Raw genomic sequence first — 18700 nt, 5'->3', positions numbered from 1 at the left:
CGATCGGGCCGATCCACGCCTTTCGCTTGCCACAATAAGCGCATAGGGGGCGACCATGTTGACCCAGCGTTCACGCTACGCGCTGCGCGCGATGCTGTTCCTCGCCGAAGCACCGCCAGCCAGCCCGCCTATTCCGATGACCCGCATCGCGGCGGAGGCGAACGTGCCGCGCAAATTCCTCGAGCTGATCCTCGCCGACCTGCGCGACGCGGGCCTGCTGCACAGCCACCGGGGCAAGATGGGCGGGTATCTGCTCGCCAGGCCGCGCCACCTCATCTCGCTCGGCGACGTCATCCGCACGATCGAGGGGCCACTGGCGCTCGTGCCTTGCGTCAGCCGGACCGCATACAGGCCGTGCAAGGACTGCAAGAGCGAGGCGGATTGCGCGATCCGCCACGCGATGATGCGCGTGCGGGACGAGACCGCCCGGATCCTCGACGGCACCAGCCTTGCGGACGCGACCGCGCGGGATCTGGCGGCGGCATAACGCACCGCCGCCCGCCGCAGCGGCTCAGACGCGCGGCCGCGCCTTCAGCTCGTCGCGGATCTCGCGCAGCAACGCGACCTCCGCCGCCTCCGGCGCGGGCACAGCCGCCGACGCTTCCGCCTTCTGCCGTTCGAGCAGGCCGGTCGCGCGGTTCACCGTACGGACGACGAGGAAGATGATGAAGGCGATGATCACGAAGTTGACGAACTGCGTCACGAACTCACCGTACCCGAGCAGCGGGACGCCCGCCTTCTTCAGCGCGGCATAATCGGTCGGCGATCCCTTGTAGGTCGTGGGGATCGGCCCAAGCTGGATGAAGTAGCTCGAAAAATCGAGGCCGCCGAAGATTTTGCCGATGATCGGCATCAGAACGTCCTCGGTCAGCGACGTGACGATCTTGCCGAACGCGGCGCCGATGATCACCGCCACGGCCAGGTCGAGAACGTTGCCGCGCGCGATGAAGGCCCTGAATTCCTTGAACATGCTGCCACCCCTCTGCTCGTTGCATGGACGGCGGCGAGCTTAGGCAGCGATTCCCCCTTCGCCAAGCGCCACAACTGTCCTATATCACTAGGACAGAACCAGCGGGTTCGATCCTTTTGGAGGGTGTTCATGCCGTCGTTTCGTTCCGTCACCGCGCCGATCGCCAGCGTCGTCCTCGTCGCCAGCCTGTCCGGCTGCGGCCTCAACTCGGTTCCCACCGCCGAGGAGAACGTGAAGGCGCGCTGGGCCGACGTCCAGAACGACTATCAGCGCCGCGCCGATCTGATCCCCAATCTCGTCTCGACGGTGAAGGCCGCCGGCGCACAGGAGAAGGACATCCTGGTCCAGGTGACCCAAGCCCGCGCCGACGCGAACCGCGTGCAGGTGTCGGGCGATCAGCTCACCGACCCGGCCAAGGTCCAGCAGTACGAGCGTGCGCAGAACAACGTGACCATGTCGCTGCAGCGGCTGCAGGAGGCCTATCCCGAGCTGAAGAGCCAGGGCAATTACACCACGCTGATGAGCCAGCTGGAAGGCACGGAGAACCGCATCGCCATCGCGCGCCGCGATTATAACGAGGCGGTGCAGCAGTATAACACGCGCATCCGCACCTTCCCCGACGCGATCGGCGCGCGCATCTTCTACGGCGCCAAGCCGGTCACGCCGTTCAGCGCGACGACGCCCGGCGCGGATCGCGCGCCGACGGTCAACTTCGGGAATGCGAGCTGACGGCGATGCGCCGGCTGATCGCCTGCCTGTCGGCGGCGTGGCTCGCCTGCGCCGCGACGCTGCTGCTCGGCCTCGCGCCGGGCGGCGCGGCAGCGCAGACGTTTCCCAAGTTCACCGGACTCGTCGTCGACGCCGCCAACGTATTGCCGCCGCAGACCAAGGCGGATCTGACCGCCAAGCTGGAAGCATTGCAGCGCGACACCAAGCGCCAGCTGGTGGTCGCGACGATCCCGAGCCTGGAGGGCTATCCGATCGAGGATTACGGCTATCGTCTCGGTCGCAGCTGGGGCGTTGGCCTGAATGACGTCAACAACGGCGCCATCCTGTTCATCGCGCCCAACGAGTCCCCCGGCCATCGCGGCCCCCGGATCGAGGTAGGCCGTGGCCTGGAGCCGATCGTGACGGACGCCCTGTCCAGCGTCATCATCAACCAGGACATGATGCCCAGGCTGAAGGCGGGCGACATTCCCGGCGCGATGACGGCCGGGACCGATGCGCTGATCCAGCAGCTACGCGCCAATCCGGACGAGGCGAAGGCGCGCACGGATGCCGCGATCAAGGAGTTCGACGCGACCCACCGCCGCGCGTCCGGCGGACGCGGTGGCGGCGGCGTGCCGATCGGGCTCATCTTTTGGGGCATCATCCTATTATTCGTCGTCATCCCGATGATCGTGGGTCGACGGCGTCAGGCGGGGCCTTGGGGTCGCCGCTACGACGGAGATGGGCACGGCAGCGGGATGTTGCCGATCGTGCTCTGGTCGATCGCCAATGAAATCGGCCGTTCGGCAAGCGATCGCGACGACGACGACCGCGGCGGCTGGGGTGGCGGCGGCGGTGGCGGCGGCTCTGACGGCAGCTGGGGCGGTGGCGGCTTCACCGGCGGCGGCGGCGGCGACTTCGGAGGCGGCGGCGCCTCCGGCAGCTGGTAGGGGAGCGGCGATGCGGCTGAGCGAGGCGGACCGTATGCGTGTTTCGGAGGCGGTGACCGCCGCCGAGCGCGATACCGCGGGCGAGATCGTCACCGTCGTGACGCGGCGTTCGGATGCCTATCACGACGTCGGCCTGCACTGGGCGGTGCTCGCGATGCTGCTGGCGCTCGCGCTTCTGGCCTGGCGGCCGGAAGCGGCGGTGTGGGCGCACGGCCTCGTCGCCGATCCCTGGGCGGGCGCTCCCTCCCCCGGCGGCCTGTTCACCGTCGCGCTCCTGCTTCTCGCCATCGTGTTCCTGGTCGTGCGCCTCGCCCTCGCCTGGATGCCGCTGCGCCTCGCACTGACGCCGGCACCGACCAAGACGCGCCGGGTCCACGCCCGCGCGCTGACGCTGTTCCGTGCCGCCGCCGAGGCGCGGACGCGCGACGCGACGGGTGTGCTCATCTACCTGTCGCTCGACGAGCGGCGTGCGGAGATCATCGCCGACCGCGCGATCCACACGCGGGTCGCGCCTGACGTCTGGGGGGCGGCGATGGCGGCGCTCGTCGCAGGCATGCGCGATGGCCGCCCCGGCGAGGGCATGGCCGCCGCCGTCGCGCGGGTGGGCAATGTGCTCGCCGAACATTTCCCGCCGCGCGCCGACGACACCAACGAACTGCCGGATCGTTTGATCGAGCTATGACCATCGAAACCAGGACAGACGACGCCGCCCGCACCATGTGGGAAGGCAAGTATCTCAGCGTGCGCCAGCAGGGCAGCTGGGAATATGCCGAGCGGCGCGGCGGCATCGACGCGGCGGTGATCGTCGCGCTCGACGGAGAGGGCCAGCTGATCCTCGTCGAGCAATATCGGATCCCGATCGGCCGCGCGTGCCTGGAACTGCCGGCCGGTCTCGTCGGCGACACGGAATCGGGCGAGAGCATCGCCGATGCCGCCCGCCGCGAGCTGGAGGAGGAGACCGGCTATCACGCCGCCATCGTCGAGGAGCGCGGCCAGTTCTATTCCTCGCCCGGCATGACGTCGGAGGCCTTCACGCTGGTCGTCGCGACCGGCCTGACCCGGACGGGCGACGGCGGCGGCGATCATGACGAGAATATCACGGTCCACCGCGTGCCGCTGGACGCCGTCGCCGGGTTCGTCGCCGAACAGCGCCGCGCAGGCATGGGCATCGACGCCAAGCTGCTGCTCGTGCTGGGCGGCGGATTGCTCGACGAGCTTCGCGACTGACGATAGCCGCCGGCACGGGCTGCGTCTCCGGCTGCGGCGGGACGGGTGCGCCAGCGCCGGCGTGGCCAGGGCACCGTTGGCCAGGGTCACCCCCTTGCCGCCCCCGCCCCCCGGAGCCTAGAGCCGCGGCATGACCGAAACGCCCCGTCCCCGCCTCGCCTACCACCACACGCAGGGGGCCGGCCCAACCGTCATCTTCCTGCCCGGCTATGCCTCCGACATGAGCGGCACCAAGGCGGTCGCGCTGGAAAACTGGGCGAAGGCACGGGGCCAGGCGTTCCTGCGCTTCGATTATGCCGGCTGCGGCCATAGCGAGGGCGCGTTCGAAGACCAGACGCTGGCCGGATGGCGCGACGACGTGCTTGCGATGATCGACGAAGTGGCCGGCGGCGACGTCGTGCTGGTCGGCTCGTCGATGGGCGGCTGGCTGATGCTGCTCGCGGCCCGCGCGCGGCCCGACCGCGTCAAGGCCCTGGTGGGCATCGCCCCCGCCCCGGACTTCACCGACTGGGGCTTCTCAATGGACGAGAAGATGGCGATCCTGCAGACCGGCCGGCTGGAGCGCGCCAATCCCTATGGTCCCGAGCCGACCGTCTACACGCGCGGCTTCTTCACCTCGGGCGAGGCGAACCGGCTGATGTTCGGCCAGATCGCGATCGACGGTCCGGTGCGGCTGGTGCAGGGACAGCGCGATCCCGACGTACCGTGGCAGCGCACCTGCCATCTGGCCGAGCTGCTCCGTTCAGCGGACGTGCAGACGTGGCTGGTCAAGGACGGCGACCACCGCCTGTCGCGCGATACCGACGTCGCGCTGATCATTCGGGCGGTCGAGGACGTGCTGCACCGAATATGATCGCCCTTTCTCTTGCCGCGGCCATGGCTCAGGCCACCGCGCCCAAATCGCCCCTGTCGATCAAGGCAGGCGCCGCGAGACCCGCGTCGCAGCCGGAGGATTCGCGGGAAGCGCGCTACCAGCGCTGCGTCAATCTGGCGGAAAGCGATCCCGCCGCCGCGCGGGCCGAGGCGCTGCGCTGGGCAGCGGCGGATGGCCATTGGTTCGCACAGCAATGTGCCGGCCTCGCCTATGCCCAGGAGCGTAACTGGCCGGCCGCCGCAGGGGCGTTCGAGGCGGCGGGCAAGGCGGCCGAGCTCGGGCACGACAAACGCGCCGCCAATTACTGGGCGCAGGCGGGCAATGCGTGGCTCGCGGCGGGCGATGCCGCGAAGGCGCGCGCCGCGCTGGATACCGCGCTGATCGCCGGCACGCTGACCGGTCTCGCGTTGGGCGAGACGCAGCTCGACCACGCCCGCGCGCTCGTGGCGGCAGGCGAGACCGAGGCCGCGCGGCGGGACATCGACATGGCGCTGACCAATGCCGCCGCCGATCCGCTCGCCTGGCTGCTTTCGGCGACCCTGGCGCGCCGTGACGGCGACATCCCGCGTGCAAAGAAGGACATCGCGGAGGCGCTGAAGCGCTCGCCCGACGATGCGTCCGTCCAGCTGGAGGCCGGCAACATCGCCGCCCTCGCGCGCGACGAAGCCGGCGCCAAGGCGGCGTGGGCCGAGGCCGCACGGCTGTCGCCGAACACGCCGGTCGCCGCGCACGCCCTTGCCGCGCTCAGGCAATTCGACGGCGCGGGCGCGTCGGCGACAGCGCCTGTTGCGAAGCCCACGGCGCCGATCGGACGCTGACGCCGACACCCCCCGCTCGACTGGCGCGCGGAGAGCGGCACGTGCAGGCTTTGGCGTTCACTGCAGGTAGAATTCGACCGTCGTCACCACCCGCACCTTCTTGAAGGGCGTATCCGCGACACCATAGCCGCTAGGCTCGCCGTCGCGCGCCTCGACCGAGAAATAGCCCTGGGTGGCGCTCTTGATGCCGCCGACGCCGGTGCCGCTGTCCTTGGCGAATTGCTCCGCCGATGCGCGCGCATCACGGGTCGCCGCCGCGACCATCGCCGGCTTGATGTCGTTCAGGCGGGTGAAGCTGTAGGTCATGCCAGAGCCTTCCTGCAGCCGCACACCCTGCCGCACCAGGTCGAACTGCCGCGCCACCGCCGCACGTGCGCGCGCAATGTCGGTGGTGCGCAGCTGCAAGCGCTGGCTGATCGTCACCGTCGGCATGCCGTTGACGAAATTCTGGTTCACGCCGGCACCCGTCGGCGTCAGCGCGCCGGCGGGGAAGCCCAGCGCGGCGAAGAAGCGTCGAACCGTCGCCGTGTCGCGCTCGATGTCGGCCTGAACCGCCGCGGTATCGGTGCCCTGTTCGGAATAATTGAGCGTCCAGACGGCCAGATCCGCGGTCACGTTGCGCTCTGCCAGGCCACGGACCGTCACCGCCCGGTCGGCATGTCTCGCACGCAACAACCCGTCGCCGAGCAGATAGCCGCCGGACGCGATGCCCGCCGCCAGGATCACCGCTGCGATCCACAGTCCTCGATTGTACGTCGTCACCCCGCTTTCCATCCCGTCCTCCGCTCCCATATAGCCGAAGAGAGGCTGCTCTCGCGCCGATGAACCGTGCCTTTACGGCGACGAACGGAGTTTTCTATGTCGACCTACTATCTGCACACGATGATCCGGGTGACCGATCCGGACGCGACGATCCGCTTCTTCGAACTGCTCGGACTGAAGGAGGTCCGCCGCATGGAGAGCGAGGCCGGCCGCTTCACGCTGATCTTCCTGGCAAGCGAGGAGGATGCAAAGATCGGCAATCGTCGCGCGGAGGTCGAGCTCACGTACAACTGGCCGGCGGAAGACGGCAGCGAGTCGGAGGCCTATTCGGGCGGCCGCAACTTCGGCCATCTCGCCTATCGCGTCGACAACATCTACGACATGTGCGCGCGGCTTCGCGACGCGGGCGTGACCATCAACCGGCCGCCGCGCGACGGGAACATGGCGTTCGTGAAGACTCCCGACGGCATCTCCATCGAACTGCTGCAGGCCGGCGAGCCACTGGCCCCGGCCGAGCCTTGGGCGTCGATGCCCAACACCGGGAGCTGGTGATCATGGCCGCGTCCTCGCTCGACATCGTGCGGGTGCCGGTACTCGCCGACAATTACGCCTGGCTGGTCCACGATCCCGCCAGCGGCGAGACGGTCGCCATCGATCCGGGCGAGGCGCAGCCGCTGCTGGATGCCGCCGCCGAACGCGGCTGGTCGATCGGACAGGTGTGGACGACCCATTGGCATCCCGACCACACGGGCGGCAATGCGGCGATGAAGGCAGCCGGCGCGCGGATCACCGGACCCGCTGCGGAAGCGGCGAAGATCCCGACGCTCGACACCTTGGTCGACGAGGGCGACACGGTCCGCCTCGGCCGCCATGTCGCGTCCGTCCTTCATGTGCCAGGACACACCGCCGGTCATGTCGCCTTCCATTTCGCCGACGCGGGCGCGATCTTCACCGGCGATACGCTGTTCGCGATGGGCTGCGGCCGCTTGTTCGAGGGCGACGCGGCGCAGATGTTCGCCAACATGCGTCGCTATGCCGCCTTGCCCGACGACACGCAGGTCTATTGCGGGCACGAATATACCCAGTCCAACGGCCGCTTCGCGCGCGTCGCGGAGCCGGACAATGCGGCGATCGCCGCCCGCATGGCGGAGGTCGACGCGAGGCGCGCACGAGGCGAGGCGACGATCCCGACGTCGATCGGACGCGAGCGCGCGACCAACCCCTTCCTGCGGGCCGACACCGCCGACGAGCTGGCGCGACTTCGCGCCGAGAAGGATGCGTTTCGCGGCTGACTTGCGGGGAGCCTCGAAAGGCGCGATGCGTTGTGGCGCCATGATCCGTCCGCTCTGCATCGCCACGCTCGTGCCGCTCGCCGTCGCGGGCTGTACCGGCACCGCCACAACGCCGCAGGTCAGCGCCCAGGCGGCGGCCGGCCTCGACAAGGAACTTGCCGGCCTGACGCCGCACGGCAGCACCAGCTGCATCAGCCTCACCCGTTCGCAGCAGAGTCACGGCTACGGCCCTACCATCGTCTACATCGTCAGCCCGCAGCTTAAATATCGCAGCGACACCAGTGGCGGATGCGAGGGCATGGGTCGCGGCGACGTCCTGATCACGCGCACGCCCAGCACGCAATTGTGCCAGGGCGACATCGCGACCACGGTCGACGCGGCCAGCCGGACCTTCACCGGCAGTTGCTCGTTTGGCCCCTTCGTCCGGTACAGCGTGAAATGATCCGCGCGCTCGCCCTGCTGCCGCTCGCCGCGCTCACCCTCGCGGCGAAGGACGATCCGCTAGCTGGCCGCGTCGCGGGCAAGCCGCAGCAATGTATCGACCTTGGGATGTCGGATGGTCCGACCATCGTCGACAGCCACACGATCCTCTACCGCGCGGGTGCGGGCCGGCGTGTGTGGAAGACCGGACCGGTCGGCGACTGTCCGTGGCTGCGGCCGCTGACGACGCTGATCGTCCACGCCTATTCGGGATCACAGCTATGCGCCAACGACCGCTTTCAGGTCCTTGAGCCAGGGGTGAGCATTCCGCCGGCAAACTGCCGCTTCACGCCCTTCACCCCCTACGATCGGATCACGAAATAGCGTCGGGCGGCCCCGATCCGGTCTTGCCGGATCGTGGCCCGCCGTGCCGCGCTGATCCCCCTGACGCGTCTAGAGTACGAAACGGCTGAGATCGGTGTTGCGCGCGATCCCCGCCAGCTGCGCCTCGACATAGGCGGCATCGACGGTGACCGGCTCCTTCCGGTCCTCTGCGTCGAAGCTCACATCCTCGAGCAGCTTCTCCATCACCGTTTGCAGCCTCCGCGCGCCGATATTTTCGACCTGCCCGTTCACCTCGGCGGCGATCCGCGCGATCGCGGCGATGCCGTCGGGAGCGAATTCGACCGCCACGCCCTCGGTGCCGAGCAACGCCTTGTACTGCGCGGGCAGCGACGCCTTGGTATCCGACAGGATCGCGATGAAATCGGCCTCGGTGAGGCCCTTGAGCTCGACGCGGATCGGCAGGCGCCCCTGCAGCTCGGGCAGGAGGTCGCTGGGCTTGGCGACGTGGAACGCCCCCGATGCGATGAACAGGATATGATCCGTCTTCATCGGGCCGTATTTGGTCGCGACGGTGGTACCCTCGATCAGGGGCAACAGGTCGCGCTGCACGCCCTCGCGGCTCACCGAACCGCCCCGCACGTCGCTGACCGCGATCTTGTCGATCTCGTCGAGGAAGACGATGCCGTTCGCCTCGGCGTCCGCCAGCGCGGTCCGATTGACGTCGTCCTGGTCGAGACGCTTGTCCGCCTCCTCCTCGATCAGCTTCTCCCACGCCGCGCGGACGGTCAGCTTGCGCCGCTTCAACGGCTGGCCGCCGCCGAAGGACTTCATCATCTCCGACAGGTTGATCATCTGCGCGCCGGCGCCGGGGATGTCGAACGGTGCCGCCGCCGCCTGCTCCACCTCGATCTCCACCTCGGCCGTATCGAGATGGCCGTCGGCGAAGCGCTGGCGAAAACTCTCGCGCGTTGCCTGGCTGGCGTCTTTCCCGACCAGCGCATCGAGCAGGCGCTTCATCGCCGCGTCTTCCGCCTTGTCCTTGACCGCGACGCGCCGACGCTCCTTCTCGAGCCGGATCGCTTCCTCGACCAGATCGCGGGCGATCTGTTCGACGTCGCGGCCGACATAGCCGACCTCGGTGAACTTGGTCGCCTCGACCTTGACGAAGGGCGCATCGGCGAGCTTCGCCAGACGACGGCTGATCTCGGTCTTGCCGCACCCGGTCGGCCCGATCATCAGGATGTTCTTGGGCGTTACCTCGTCGCGCAAGTCGGGGCTGAGCTGCTGCCGCCGCCAGCGGTTGCGCAGGGCCACCGCGACCGCGCGCTTCGCGTCCCGCTGGCCGACGATATGGGCATCCAGTGCGGCGACGATCGCCTTGGGGGTGAGATTCTGGTTCATCTATTCTCTCGAGCCCCTTTCCGTCCGGAACGGGGTTGGGATGGTGACGTCACGGGTGAGGTTCTGGAACAGTCATTCTCGGCCCTCCCCTGAATGGGGGAGGGATTCCGATCACGCCGCGCTATCCAGCGTCTCCACCGTGACCCGGTCATTCGTGTAGACGCAGACGTCGGCGGCGATCTGCATCGCCTTGCGGCAGATCGTTTCCGCGTCGCCTTCGTAATCGACGAGCGCCCGCGCCGCGGCGAGCGCGTAATTGCCGCCCGATCCGATCGCGGCGACGCCATTCTCCGGCTCCAGCACGTCGCCGTTGCCGGTGAGGATCAGCGTCACCTCCTTGTCGGCGACGATCATCATCGCCTCCAGGTTGCGCAGATATTTGTCGGTGCGCCAGTCTTTTGCCAACTCGACCGCGGCGCGCATCAGCTGCCCCTGGTGACGCTCCAGCTTGGCTTCGAGCCGCTCGAACAGCGTGAAGGCGTCGGCCGTGGCGCCGGCGAAGCCGCCGATCACCTGACCGTCGGCGCCAAGTCGGCGCACCTTGCGCGCGTTCGGCTTCATGACCGTCTGGCCCATGGAGACCTGGCCGTCCCCGATGACGACGACCTTGCCGCCGCGTCGTACCGACAGGATGGTGGTGCCATGCCATACGGGCATGGCGTGAGGATCGTTCCCGCTCATGGCGCCGCATGTAGGAAGCGGCGGACGCGAATGCCAAGGGGCGGACGGCTCACTCCTCGATCCGATCCCGCCCCGGGGCGTCGGATCGCGCCGCTAACGTTCGCTGCCCAGCGCCTTTCCCCAGCTCCGCGCCACCGTATAGCCGAGATAGCCCGTGCCGAAGAGCGCGTAGAGCGGCTCGGGAATGGCGCGTAGATAGGCGGCGATGCCGGCCGCCATCGCCGCCGCCGCCGCCGGTCGTACCGCGGCGATCACCCCCATGGGGATCGCCCACAGAAGAAGGGCGTACATCACATAGAGGAACATCGGACGCGCCCGGCGCACCCAGGCATCCTCGTTCTGCGTCCCGACGTCGGCCGGCCCTGCTGCCCGCGCCATGCCGTCATCCGCTTCCGCTTGTGCCACCAAGCTGTCCCCCCGCCCGTTGAACGAACCATATAGGTTCGCGCAACGGTGAAGACAAGGACGCGTGCCGATGACCGGCGTTTTCGGATCAGTCTCGGCGCCGGCTCATCCGAACGGCTCTGTCAGCGACGGCTGCGGCGCGGTGAACCAGGCCGCGCCGTCCGCGGTGACATGGAAATGATCCTCCAAACGGACGCCGAACCGGTCGGGTACGACGATCATCGGCTCGTTGGAAAAACACATGCCCGGCGCCATCGACGTATGGTCTCCGCGCACCAGATAGGCCGGCTCGTGGATGGACAGGCCGATTCCGTGACCGGTGCGATGCGGCAGGCCGGGCAGGCGATAGTCCGGTCCCAGTCCCGCGGCCGCGATCACGCCGCGTGCCGCAGCGTCAGCCGCCTCGCACGGCACGCCCGGCGCGGCGGCCGCGAACGCCGCCGCCTGCGCAGCCTTTTCGATATGCCAGATGGCCTCGACCTCCGCGCCGACGTTGCCGAACGCATAGCTGCGCGTGATATCGGAATGATATCCCTGTACCGTGGTGCCGGTGTCGATCAGCACCAGCTGATTTTCCTCGAGAAACTGCTCGCCCGGCAGGCCGTGCGGAAAGGCGGTCGCTCGGCCGAATTGGACGATGCAGAAGGTGCTGCCCGTGCCCCCGGTGATGGCGCGGTGCGCGGAATCGATGAACCGTACCACCTCGGCCGCCGCCATGCCGGGGCGCAGGATCCGCGCGGCGCGGGCCTGTACCTCCAGCGTCATCGCCTTGGCTTCCGCCAGCAACGCCAGCTCCGCCGCCGACTTGATCATCCGGCAACCGTCGATCGCGGCGGCGCCGTCAATAGCGTCCAGCCCCAGACGCCGCAGCTTCTCGCCCCAGGCGAAGGGCAAGAGCGGATCGATCGCGATTCGCGCGCCGCGCGGCATTGCGTCGGCGACCAGCGCCGCGGGATCCTCGTCCTCCTCCCACAGTCTCAGCTCCGCCGCGATCTTCAGGTCCGCGCGCAGCGTCCCTTCCTCGAAACGCGGGCAGACGATCGAGGGCGCGCCCTGCACCGGCAGCAGCAGCGCGACCATTCGTTCGCTCGCGCCCCAGGGTATGCCGGTGAAATAGCGAAGCGATGCGCCCGCGTGGACGAGCAGCGCCTTCGCCCCAAGCGCTTCGGTCAGCCCGCGCGCCTTCTCCAGCCGCGCCGTATATTCGTCCCCGGAAATGGCGGCGGCGCGGGTGGCTGGCGGCCGGATCGCGGCGAGTTCGGCAGCGGCATCGGAGGTCGCGATCATGGCAGAGGTCCCGTCAGGCGTTCGAGGGCAAAGGGCGTCAGGTCGATCGCCGGCGTCTCGCCGCCGACCAGCTGTCCCAGCACTTCCCCCGTCACCGGTCCCAGCGTCAAGCCGAGGTGCTGGTGACCGAACGCATAGAAGAGGTTGTCGACACCTACCGCGCGCCCGATGGCGGGCAGATAATCCGGCAGCGTCGGCCGCGCACCCATCCACCGGCTGACCACCGGGCCGACCGGGAGCCGCAAGGCCGCGACATGCGCCTCGAGCCGTTGCCATTTGCGCGGGTCTGCCGGCGCATCGGCACGACCGAACTCGACGAAGCCCGCGGCCTGCACACAATCGGCATAGCGGGTGACGATCATCGAACGGTCTTCGAACACCAGCGGGATACGGTCTGCCGGCCAATCGCCCGGCGCGAAGCGGACATGATAGCCGCGTTCAGCGATCATCGGGACGCGCCAGCCGATCGCGCGCATCAGATCGCGCGAGCCGATACCGGCCGCCACGACGATCCCATCCGCATCGACGCCTTCGCACACGATCCGGTCCCCGGCGCGACGCAGCCGCGCCTCCGCGGCGACGCGCGTCACGCCCGCCCGGGCGAGCGCCCCATCCAGCGCATGCGCGAGCTGGTCCAGGTCGGTGATCCTGCCGGTGCCCACGAAACGGATCGCGTCGACAACGGCGGGGCTCAGCCGGCGCAGCGCGGCATGTCCCGCCGCGTCGACATTGCCCGGACGTGCCGTACCCGTATCCGCCTGCGCCCAGGCCCGCCGGCCCGCGTCGGCGCTGCGCGCGCTTTCCCAGGCGACTTCGTGACCATCGAGCCCGACGAGTCCGGGCGCGCCGATCGCCTCACCTAGCCGTCGCCACGCGGGCGCCGCCTCGCAAAGCAGACTGCCGAGCGCCCTTGAGCCGGCGGCGACCTGACGTCGGCTGCTGGCACGGACGAGCCGGAGCGCGAACGGCAGCCAGCTCCCCGCCATCGCCGGCGGCAGTGCGAGCGGGCCGCCGCGCAGGAACAGGCGGCGCGGTGCGGATCGCAACGTCGCGGGCGATGCAAAAGGCTCAACCTGTTCAGTCGCGATATGGCCCGCATTGCCCCACGACGCCGCCCCCGCCCCATCCCGGTCGATCAGCGTCACCGTGATGCCGCGCGCGGCCAGTTGCAACGCGATGCTCCGCCCCACGATACCGCCGCCGATCACCGCGACGGATGCGCACCTGCTCGTTTCACCCATTGCCCGGGCCTATCGTATACGAAAAACCCACGCAACCGCCCTTCCCGTTGTCGCGCTGCGATCGGCGTGGCATGACGGACACGCAGTAGGTGATTGATCCCGCGACCGCCTTCTGAAATGTCTGCATCTTTGACGGACTCACCGTCCGGTCCCTCGGAGGTTTTCCTTTTTCATGACCATCGTCGTGCGCACGTTGTCCGATCAGGTATTCGAGATCGTGCTCGAACGGATCGTGTCGGGCGACATTCCGACCGGCTCACCGATCCGGCAGGACGCGCTGGCGGCGGAACTCGGCGTCAGCAAGATACCGCTGCGCGAGGCGCTGGCGCGCCTTGAACAGGAAGGGCTACTCGTCAGCCAGGCCAATCGCGGCTATACCGTACGACCGATGTCGGCCGAACAGGCGGACGAGATCTATGCGCTGCGCCTCGCGATCGAGCCCGCCGCCGCCGCCCGCGCCGCCGCCGAAGCGACCGCCCGTGACCGCGCGGAGGCGGAGGCCGCCTACCACGCGCTCGACGCTGCGGCAGCGGAGAACCTCACCGAGGTCGCCGTTCGCAACCGCGATTTCCATACCGCCCTGGTCCGTCCGGGCGGACGCGTGTTGACGACGCAGCTCGTCGAGCGTCTTGCCGTTCTCGCCGAACGCTATGTCATCGCGCATCTCCAGCCCGCGGGCCGGGAGGATCGGGCGCATGTCGAGCACCGACAGATGATCGACGCCTGGCTCGCCCGCGATGGAAAGACGGTGGAAGCCCTGGTGACGCAACATCTATCCGCCACCCGCGACGACCTGCGCGCGCAATTCGGCGCCTCTCAGTGATCGATGCCGCCACGCCGCGGCCGCGCAGGGATACGAAGCAGGCCGTCGCACGTACAACATGGATTGCATCGCACGGCGGATGCTGCTTAGGCGGAAGTAAGGCTACAGTGTGACCGGCGACGTACCCAATCATCTGCGCGATTTTTTTGAAAGGTCGCATATCGCGCTCGCCCTGGCATCGGCGGAGGGTGACAACCCGCTGTTGCTCGTCAACGGCCCCTTCCGCGCCCTCACAGGTTACGACGACGCCGACGTCATCGGCCGGAACTGCCGCATGCTACAGGGCGACGCTCCCAACGAGGAGCCGCGCGCGCGCATCCATGCCTTCCTCGACAAGGAGGCGGAGAAGAGCGTGCGCACGCCACTCGTCAATTTCCGCAAGGACGGCTCGCCGTTCGTCAACCTGCTCTTCATGTCGAAGTTGCGCGCGTTGGGCGGCGGCGTGCGCTATGTCTTCGCCTCGCAGTTCGACATAAGCCGCTCCCAGCCCGAGCTGCTTGCGGATTATGACGAGACGCTGGGCCGGACGCTCAAGACGCTGACACCGGTACTCGCCGAAAGCGGCATCGTGCTGGAGGGATCGCTGATGACGATCGCCAACACCGCCGCCACCGTCGCCCAGGCCAAGCTGACGCTATCGGACCTCGATGCCACCTCTTTCGGCTGATCCGACAGGCGACAGCGCGGCGCTGCCGATCGTCGGCATAGGCGCTTCGGCTGGCGGGCTGGAAGCTTTGCGCGACATGCTCGCGCCGGCCCGCGGGCCGACCGGCATGGCGTTCGTCGTGGTCCAGCACCTCGACCCGAATCACGAGAGCATGCTTGCGCAGCTGCTCGATCGCCACACCAGCCTTGAGGTCCTGCAAAGCGAGGGCGGCGAGAGGTTGGAGGCGGATCGCGTCTACATCATCCCCCCCGGCCATGGCCTGGTGATCCGTGAGGGCGTGCTTCATCTCACCGATTTCGCCCAGCCGCGCGGCCTGCGCCGGCCCATCGACGATTTCTTCCTCTCGCTGGCGACGGATCAGCAGGCGAACGCGGCCTGCGTCATCCTGTCGGGTACCGGCGCGGACGGCACTACCGGACTGCGCGCGGTCAAGGAGCACGGCGGCGTCTGCGTCGTGCAGCAGCCCGAAACGGCGCGCTACGACGGCATGCCGCTGTCCGCGGTCGGCACCGGTCTCGTCGATTTCGTCAAGACGCCGGGCGACATCCTGGGATGCCTGGCAACCTTCTTCAGCCGTCGCTCCGGCGCGGGCGAGGCGGACGCGCAAGAGGCGAGCGTCGTCGCCGACCATGTCGACGACCTCTGCCGCGTGCTACGCACCGCGATCGGCCACGATTTTTCCGGTTACAAGCGATCGACGCTGATCCGTCGCGTCGAGCGCCGCATGCATGTGCTCGGGATCGAGACGGGCCGCGCCTATCTAGAGCGCGTTCGCCGCGACAGCGATGAATGCGAGGCTCTGTTCCGCGATCTGCTGATCAACGTCACCCGCTTCTTCCGGGACGCTGAATTCTTCGAAACGCTGCGCACGCGCGTGATCGAGCCTTTGCTGCGGGATCGGGCACCCGACGAGGACGTGCGCGTCTGGATTCCTGGCTGCTCCAGCGGCGAGGAGGCATACAGCATCGCCATGCTGTTCGCGGAGGCGGCGCGCACGACCGGTCAGCCGCTGGCCGTGCAGATCTTCGCCACCGACATCGACGAACAGATGCTCGGCCAGGCGCGTGAGGGGACCTATCCCGCCGCCGCGCTCGCGGACATTCCGGCGGCGCTGCGCGAGCGCTACACGATCCTGCACGCGGACCGCTTCACCATCGTGCCGCACATCCGCGACATGATCCGCTTTTCGAACCACAGTCTGGTCAAGGATCCGCCCTTCTCGCGGATCGACCTGCTGTCCTGCCGCAACCTCCTCATCTATTTCGACGATCGTCTGCAGCAGTCGATCATGCCGCTGTTTCATTATGCGATCCGGCCGGGCGGCTTCCTGTTCCTGGGTCCGTCCGAAAGCGTCGGGCGGTTCGATCATCTCTTTCCCCCCGTCGACCAGCAGGCGCGATTGTTCCAGCGTTCGCCGGGCGCGCCGAGCTATCCGATAGACCTGCCCGGCAGCCCGCGCCACCGGACGCCGCGCCGGGAGCGCGAGGATCGGGGCAACAGCAGCCTGGGTGACGAAAGCGCGGTCGTACGGCGGCTCGTCGACCGCTACGCGCCGCCCGCGCTCCTGCTCGACCAGGACGGCAGCATCCTCGCCGCTTTCGGCAAGCTCGGCCGCTATTTCGAGTTTCCCGTCACCCGCACGGGAGGATCGAGCGCGGTGACGCTCGCGCGCCCCGGCCTGCGGAACGTGCTCGGCCCGCTGCTTCGCCAGGCGCGCGACGAGAAGAAGCGCCATGTCGCGCGCGACGTGGCGGTCGAAGGCGACTTCGGGACGCAGACCGTCGAGGTGATCTGCGACCCACTTGCCGACGGCAGTCTGCTCTTCGTGTTCCGCGAAAACGGACCGTTCCAGCCCGCGCAGGACCGCGACCTCAACGATCTTGAGCCGGGCGACGATCATGTCGAGGCCCTTGAGGACGAACTGCGCCTGACGCGTCACCGCCTGCGCTCGGCGGTCGAGGAACTGGAGACCGCGAACGAGGAGCTGAAAAGCTCCAACGAAGAAATGATGTCGATGAACGAGGAGCTCCAGTCGACGAACGAGGAGCTTTCGACCGTCAACGACGAACTGAAGGGGAAGGTCGACCAGCTAACTATCGCCAATTCGGACCTGCGCAACTTTTTCGAGACCACCAGCCTTGCGATGATCGTCGTCGATGCCGAGCTGCGCATCCGTAGCTTTACCGAGGCGGCGACCGCGATCTTCCCGCTCAAGCCGACCGACCGCGGCCGCCCGCTCACCGACGTGACGACGCGACTCGCGACCAGCGACTATCTCGACGACGCGCGGCACGTGGCGGCGGGGACCGAGCCGACGCAGCGCCGCGTCGTCAGTCGCGACGGCAAGAACGTCTTCTCGCTGCGCGTCCTGCCCTATCGCACCCCGGCGGGCGGGATCGACGGCGCGACGCTGCTGCTCACGGATATCACCGAAGCCCTGGCGCTCGAGCGACAGCTCGCGGCGGAGCGCGAACGTCTCGATCTCGCCGTCAAGGCAGGCGGTATCGGCGTATGGGAATATTGTCCCGAGACGGGAGAGACGATCCTCGACGCGGTCGAACATCAGCTGTTCGACGTCAGCGGCGAAGAGGCGACCCGGATGGACGACCTGATCGGCCGCATCGACGAGGCGGATCGGGGCCAAGTCGAGGAAGCACTGCGCCGCACCGCCGCCGGCACAGGCGATTTTGAGGCAAGTTTCCGCGTTCGGCTGAAGGACGGCGGCATCCGTTGGATCAAGGGCTTCGGGCGCCTCGTCACGGACAGCAGACCGGCCCGCCTGGTCGGCGTGTCGATCGACGTCACGCCCGAATATGCGGTCGCCGAAACGCGCGAGTTGATGCTGCGCGAAATGAACCATCGCGTGAAGAACCTGTTCGCGATCGTCGGCGGCATGGTCACCGCGGCGGCACGCAGTCACGACGATGTGCGTACCTTCGCCAACGATCTGCGCGAGCGCATCGCGGCGCTCGGCCGTGCGCATTCGCTTGCATCGCCGACGGGCGAACAGCAGGCAATCGACCTGTACGGATTGTTCGAGGCAACGCTCGCACCGTATCGCGATCATGCCGGGATCGAAATGACCGGTCCGAACGTTCTCGTGTCACGGGATTGTCTTTCCCCTCTCGCGCTTATGTTGCACGAGTGGGCGACCAACTCCGTGAAATACGGCGCATTGGGCGCCGGACCGGCGGGTCGCCTGACGATCGGCTGGCATTTTGAGGGCGATGCGCTGGTGGTCGAATGGAACGAAAGCCGCCGGTCGGGGACGCAGATCGCGCCGGGCAAGGGTTTTGGCACGCTGCTGGTCGATACCTCGGCCCGCCAGCTCGGCGCATCGGTAAGCCGCGAGATCGCGAATGATCATTACCGCCTCGTCCTGTCCCTGCCGCGCGCCGTCACCGTCGATGGCTGACCGGGTGATGCTCGTCGAGGACGAGCTCTTCGTCGCGCTCGACGTCCAGATGACGGTGGAGGACGCCGGGCTGACGGTCGAGGGGCCCTATACCTCGCTCGCGGAGGCCGAAGCCGCGATCGCGCATCTCGACCCGCATGCGCTGCTCTGCGCGATCTTGGACGTGCGGCTGCGCGACGGCGAGGTCTTTCCGGCCGCCGACCGGCTGAAGGCGGCAGGCGTGCCGATCATCTTCCATTCCGGCCATGCCGATCAGCAGGCCTTGCAGCGCCGCTATCCCGGCGCGCTCGTCTGCGGCAAGCCGTGCTCGCCCGGCACGCTCCGCAACAGCATCGAATCGATCGCGCAGCACGGACCCGACCAGCACGCGGCGGAGTGAGGTAGTTCCGCCGCGACGCGGCCAATCCGCGTCCA

22 protein-coding genes are annotated in these 18700 nt (G+C 68.3%); 15 read left to right on the top strand and 7 right to left on the bottom strand.

The genetic code is table 11. The features are described 5' to 3' along the window. Positions 1–55 precede the first annotated feature (55 nt). On the top strand, positions 56–487 hold the full coding sequence (locus RF701_RS15505) for an Rrf2 family transcriptional regulator (RefSeq protein WP_203308305.1): 432 nt from the start codon (positions 56–58) through the stop codon (positions 485–487). 24 nt (positions 488–511) lie between these two features. Here the strand turns inward: RF701_RS15505 and mscL are convergent, their stop codons facing one another. Beyond that, positions 512–970: a large conductance mechanosensitive channel protein MscL gene (gene mscL / locus RF701_RS15500; RefSeq protein WP_210356786.1), complete on the bottom strand. Its 459-nt coding sequence runs from the start codon at positions 968–970 to the stop codon at positions 512–514. A 129-nt stretch (positions 971–1099) separates the two neighbouring features. Between mscL and RF701_RS15495 the strand changes: the two genes are divergently transcribed. The 6 genes from RF701_RS15495 (at position 1100) to RF701_RS15470 (ending at position 5547) form a co-directional block, all read left to right on the top strand. Further along, positions 1100–1699, top strand: coding sequence for a LemA family protein (locus RF701_RS15495; protein ID WP_203308307.1), 600 nt, complete (start codon positions 1100–1102; stop codon positions 1697–1699). 5 nt (positions 1700–1704) lie between these two features. After that, positions 1705–2628 (top strand): YgcG family protein, encoded by a 924-nt coding sequence (locus RF701_RS15490; RefSeq protein ID WP_210356787.1) that lies wholly within the window; start codon positions 1705–1707, stop codon positions 2626–2628. A gap of 10 nt (positions 2629–2638) precedes the next feature. Next, positions 2639–3310, top strand: a complete 672-nt coding sequence (locus RF701_RS15485; protein ID WP_308815490.1) for a hypothetical protein — start codon at positions 2639–2641, stop codon at positions 3308–3310. Then, the gene (locus tag RF701_RS15480) at positions 3307–3855 is read left to right on the top strand and encodes an NUDIX hydrolase (RefSeq protein WP_308815489.1); all 549 of its coding nucleotides are present in this window, start codon (positions 3307–3309) and stop codon (positions 3853–3855) included. Before RF701_RS15485 ends, RF701_RS15480 begins: the two co-directional genes overlap by 4 nt. A 130-nt stretch (positions 3856–3985) precedes the next feature. After that, positions 3986–4708: an alpha/beta hydrolase gene (locus RF701_RS15475; protein ID WP_210356790.1), complete on the top strand. Its 723-nt coding sequence runs from the start codon at positions 3986–3988 to the stop codon at positions 4706–4708. A 23-nt stretch (positions 4709–4731) separates the two neighbouring features. Beyond that, positions 4732–5547: a hypothetical protein gene (locus RF701_RS15470; protein WP_308815488.1), complete on the top strand. Its 816-nt coding sequence runs from the start codon at positions 4732–4734 to the stop codon at positions 5545–5547. 57 nt (positions 5548–5604) lie between these two features. On the opposite strand, the gene RF701_RS15465 is transcribed toward RF701_RS15470, so the two are convergent. After that, positions 5605–6321, bottom strand: a complete 717-nt coding sequence (locus RF701_RS15465; RefSeq protein WP_210356792.1) for an SIMPL domain-containing protein — start codon at positions 6319–6321, stop codon at positions 5605–5607. An 84-nt stretch (positions 6322–6405) separates the two neighbouring features. Here RF701_RS15465 and RF701_RS15460 point away from each other — a divergent pair, with 84 nt between their 5' ends. Genes RF701_RS15460 through RF701_RS15445 form a run of 4 tightly spaced genes read left to right on the top strand, consistent with a single transcriptional unit; the run spans position 6406 to position 8405 of the window. Next, positions 6406–6861, top strand: coding sequence for a VOC family protein (locus RF701_RS15460; protein WP_203308314.1), 456 nt, complete (start codon positions 6406–6408; stop codon positions 6859–6861). Positions 6862–6863: 2 nt separating this feature from the next. Further along, a complete protein-coding gene (gloB, locus tag RF701_RS15455; protein WP_210356793.1) occupies positions 6864–7601 on the top strand; it encodes a hydroxyacylglutathione hydrolase in 738 nt (245 codons plus the stop codon). A 40-nt stretch (positions 7602–7641) separates the two neighbouring features. Beyond that, a complete protein-coding gene (locus tag RF701_RS15450; protein WP_210356794.1) occupies positions 7642–8043 on the top strand; it encodes a hypothetical protein in 402 nt (133 codons plus the stop codon). After that, positions 8040–8405 (top strand): hypothetical protein, encoded by a 366-nt coding sequence (locus tag RF701_RS15445; protein WP_308815486.1) that lies wholly within the window; start codon positions 8040–8042, stop codon positions 8403–8405. The genes RF701_RS15450 and RF701_RS15445 overlap by 4 nt, the downstream gene beginning before the upstream one ends. A 69-nt stretch (positions 8406–8474) precedes the next feature. Here RF701_RS15445 and hslU read toward each other — a convergent pair whose 3' ends face one another. From hslU to RF701_RS15420, 5 genes are all read right to left on the bottom strand, one after another. Next, positions 8475–9767 carry an ATP-dependent protease ATPase subunit HslU gene (gene hslU, locus RF701_RS15440; RefSeq protein WP_308815485.1) on the bottom strand — a complete coding sequence of 431 codons (1293 nt, stop codon included), beginning with the start codon at positions 9765–9767 and terminating at the stop codon, positions 8475–8477. A gap of 111 nt (positions 9768–9878) precedes the next feature. Then, positions 9879–10424: an ATP-dependent protease subunit HslV gene (gene hslV, locus RF701_RS15435; RefSeq protein ID WP_203308318.1), complete on the bottom strand. Its 546-nt coding sequence runs from the start codon at positions 10422–10424 to the stop codon at positions 9879–9881. 117 nt (positions 10425–10541) lie between these two features. Then, positions 10542–10826, bottom strand: coding sequence for a 3TM-type holin (locus RF701_RS15430; RefSeq protein ID WP_308815484.1), 285 nt, complete (start codon positions 10824–10826; stop codon positions 10542–10544). Between the two features lie 132 nt (positions 10827–10958). Beyond that, complete coding sequence (locus RF701_RS15425) at positions 10959–12140, bottom strand: Xaa-Pro peptidase family protein (RefSeq protein ID WP_308815483.1); 1182 nt, start codon at positions 12138–12140, stop codon at positions 10959–10961. Continuing rightward, a complete protein-coding gene (locus tag RF701_RS15420) occupies positions 12137–13381 on the bottom strand; it encodes an FAD-dependent oxidoreductase (RefSeq protein WP_308815482.1) in 1245 nt (414 codons plus the stop codon). The genes RF701_RS15425 and RF701_RS15420 overlap by 4 nt, the downstream gene beginning before the upstream one ends. A 172-nt stretch (positions 13382–13553) precedes the next feature. Between RF701_RS15420 and RF701_RS15415 the strand changes: the two genes are divergently transcribed. The 4 genes from RF701_RS15415 (at position 13554) to RF701_RS15400 (ending at position 18665) form a co-directional block, all read left to right on the top strand. Continuing rightward, positions 13554–14204 (top strand): GntR family transcriptional regulator, encoded by a 651-nt coding sequence (locus RF701_RS15415; RefSeq protein WP_210356797.1) that lies wholly within the window; start codon positions 13554–13556, stop codon positions 14202–14204. A 109-nt stretch (positions 14205–14313) separates the two neighbouring features. Next, positions 14314–14871, top strand: coding sequence for a PAS domain-containing protein (locus RF701_RS15410; protein WP_203308323.1), 558 nt, complete (start codon positions 14314–14316; stop codon positions 14869–14871). Next, positions 14852–18286, top strand: a complete 3435-nt coding sequence (locus RF701_RS15405; protein WP_308815481.1) for a CheR family methyltransferase — start codon at positions 14852–14854, stop codon at positions 18284–18286. The genes RF701_RS15410 and RF701_RS15405 overlap by 20 nt, the downstream gene beginning before the upstream one ends. Then, positions 18279–18665 (top strand): response regulator, encoded by a 387-nt coding sequence (locus tag RF701_RS15400; protein ID WP_203308325.1) that lies wholly within the window; start codon positions 18279–18281, stop codon positions 18663–18665. Before RF701_RS15405 ends, RF701_RS15400 begins: the two co-directional genes overlap by 8 nt. The last annotated feature ends 35 nt before the right edge of the window (positions 18666–18700 follow it).

The sequence above is a fragment of the Sphingomonas sp. GV3 genome (genome assembly GCF_031082075.1).
GTDB classification, from domain to species: Bacteria; Pseudomonadota; Alphaproteobacteria; order Sphingomonadales; family Sphingomonadaceae; genus Sphingomonas; species Sphingomonas beigongshangi.
The sequence above is the reverse complement of the archived record's forward strand: the minus strand, read 5'-3'. Positions and strand labels throughout refer to the sequence as shown.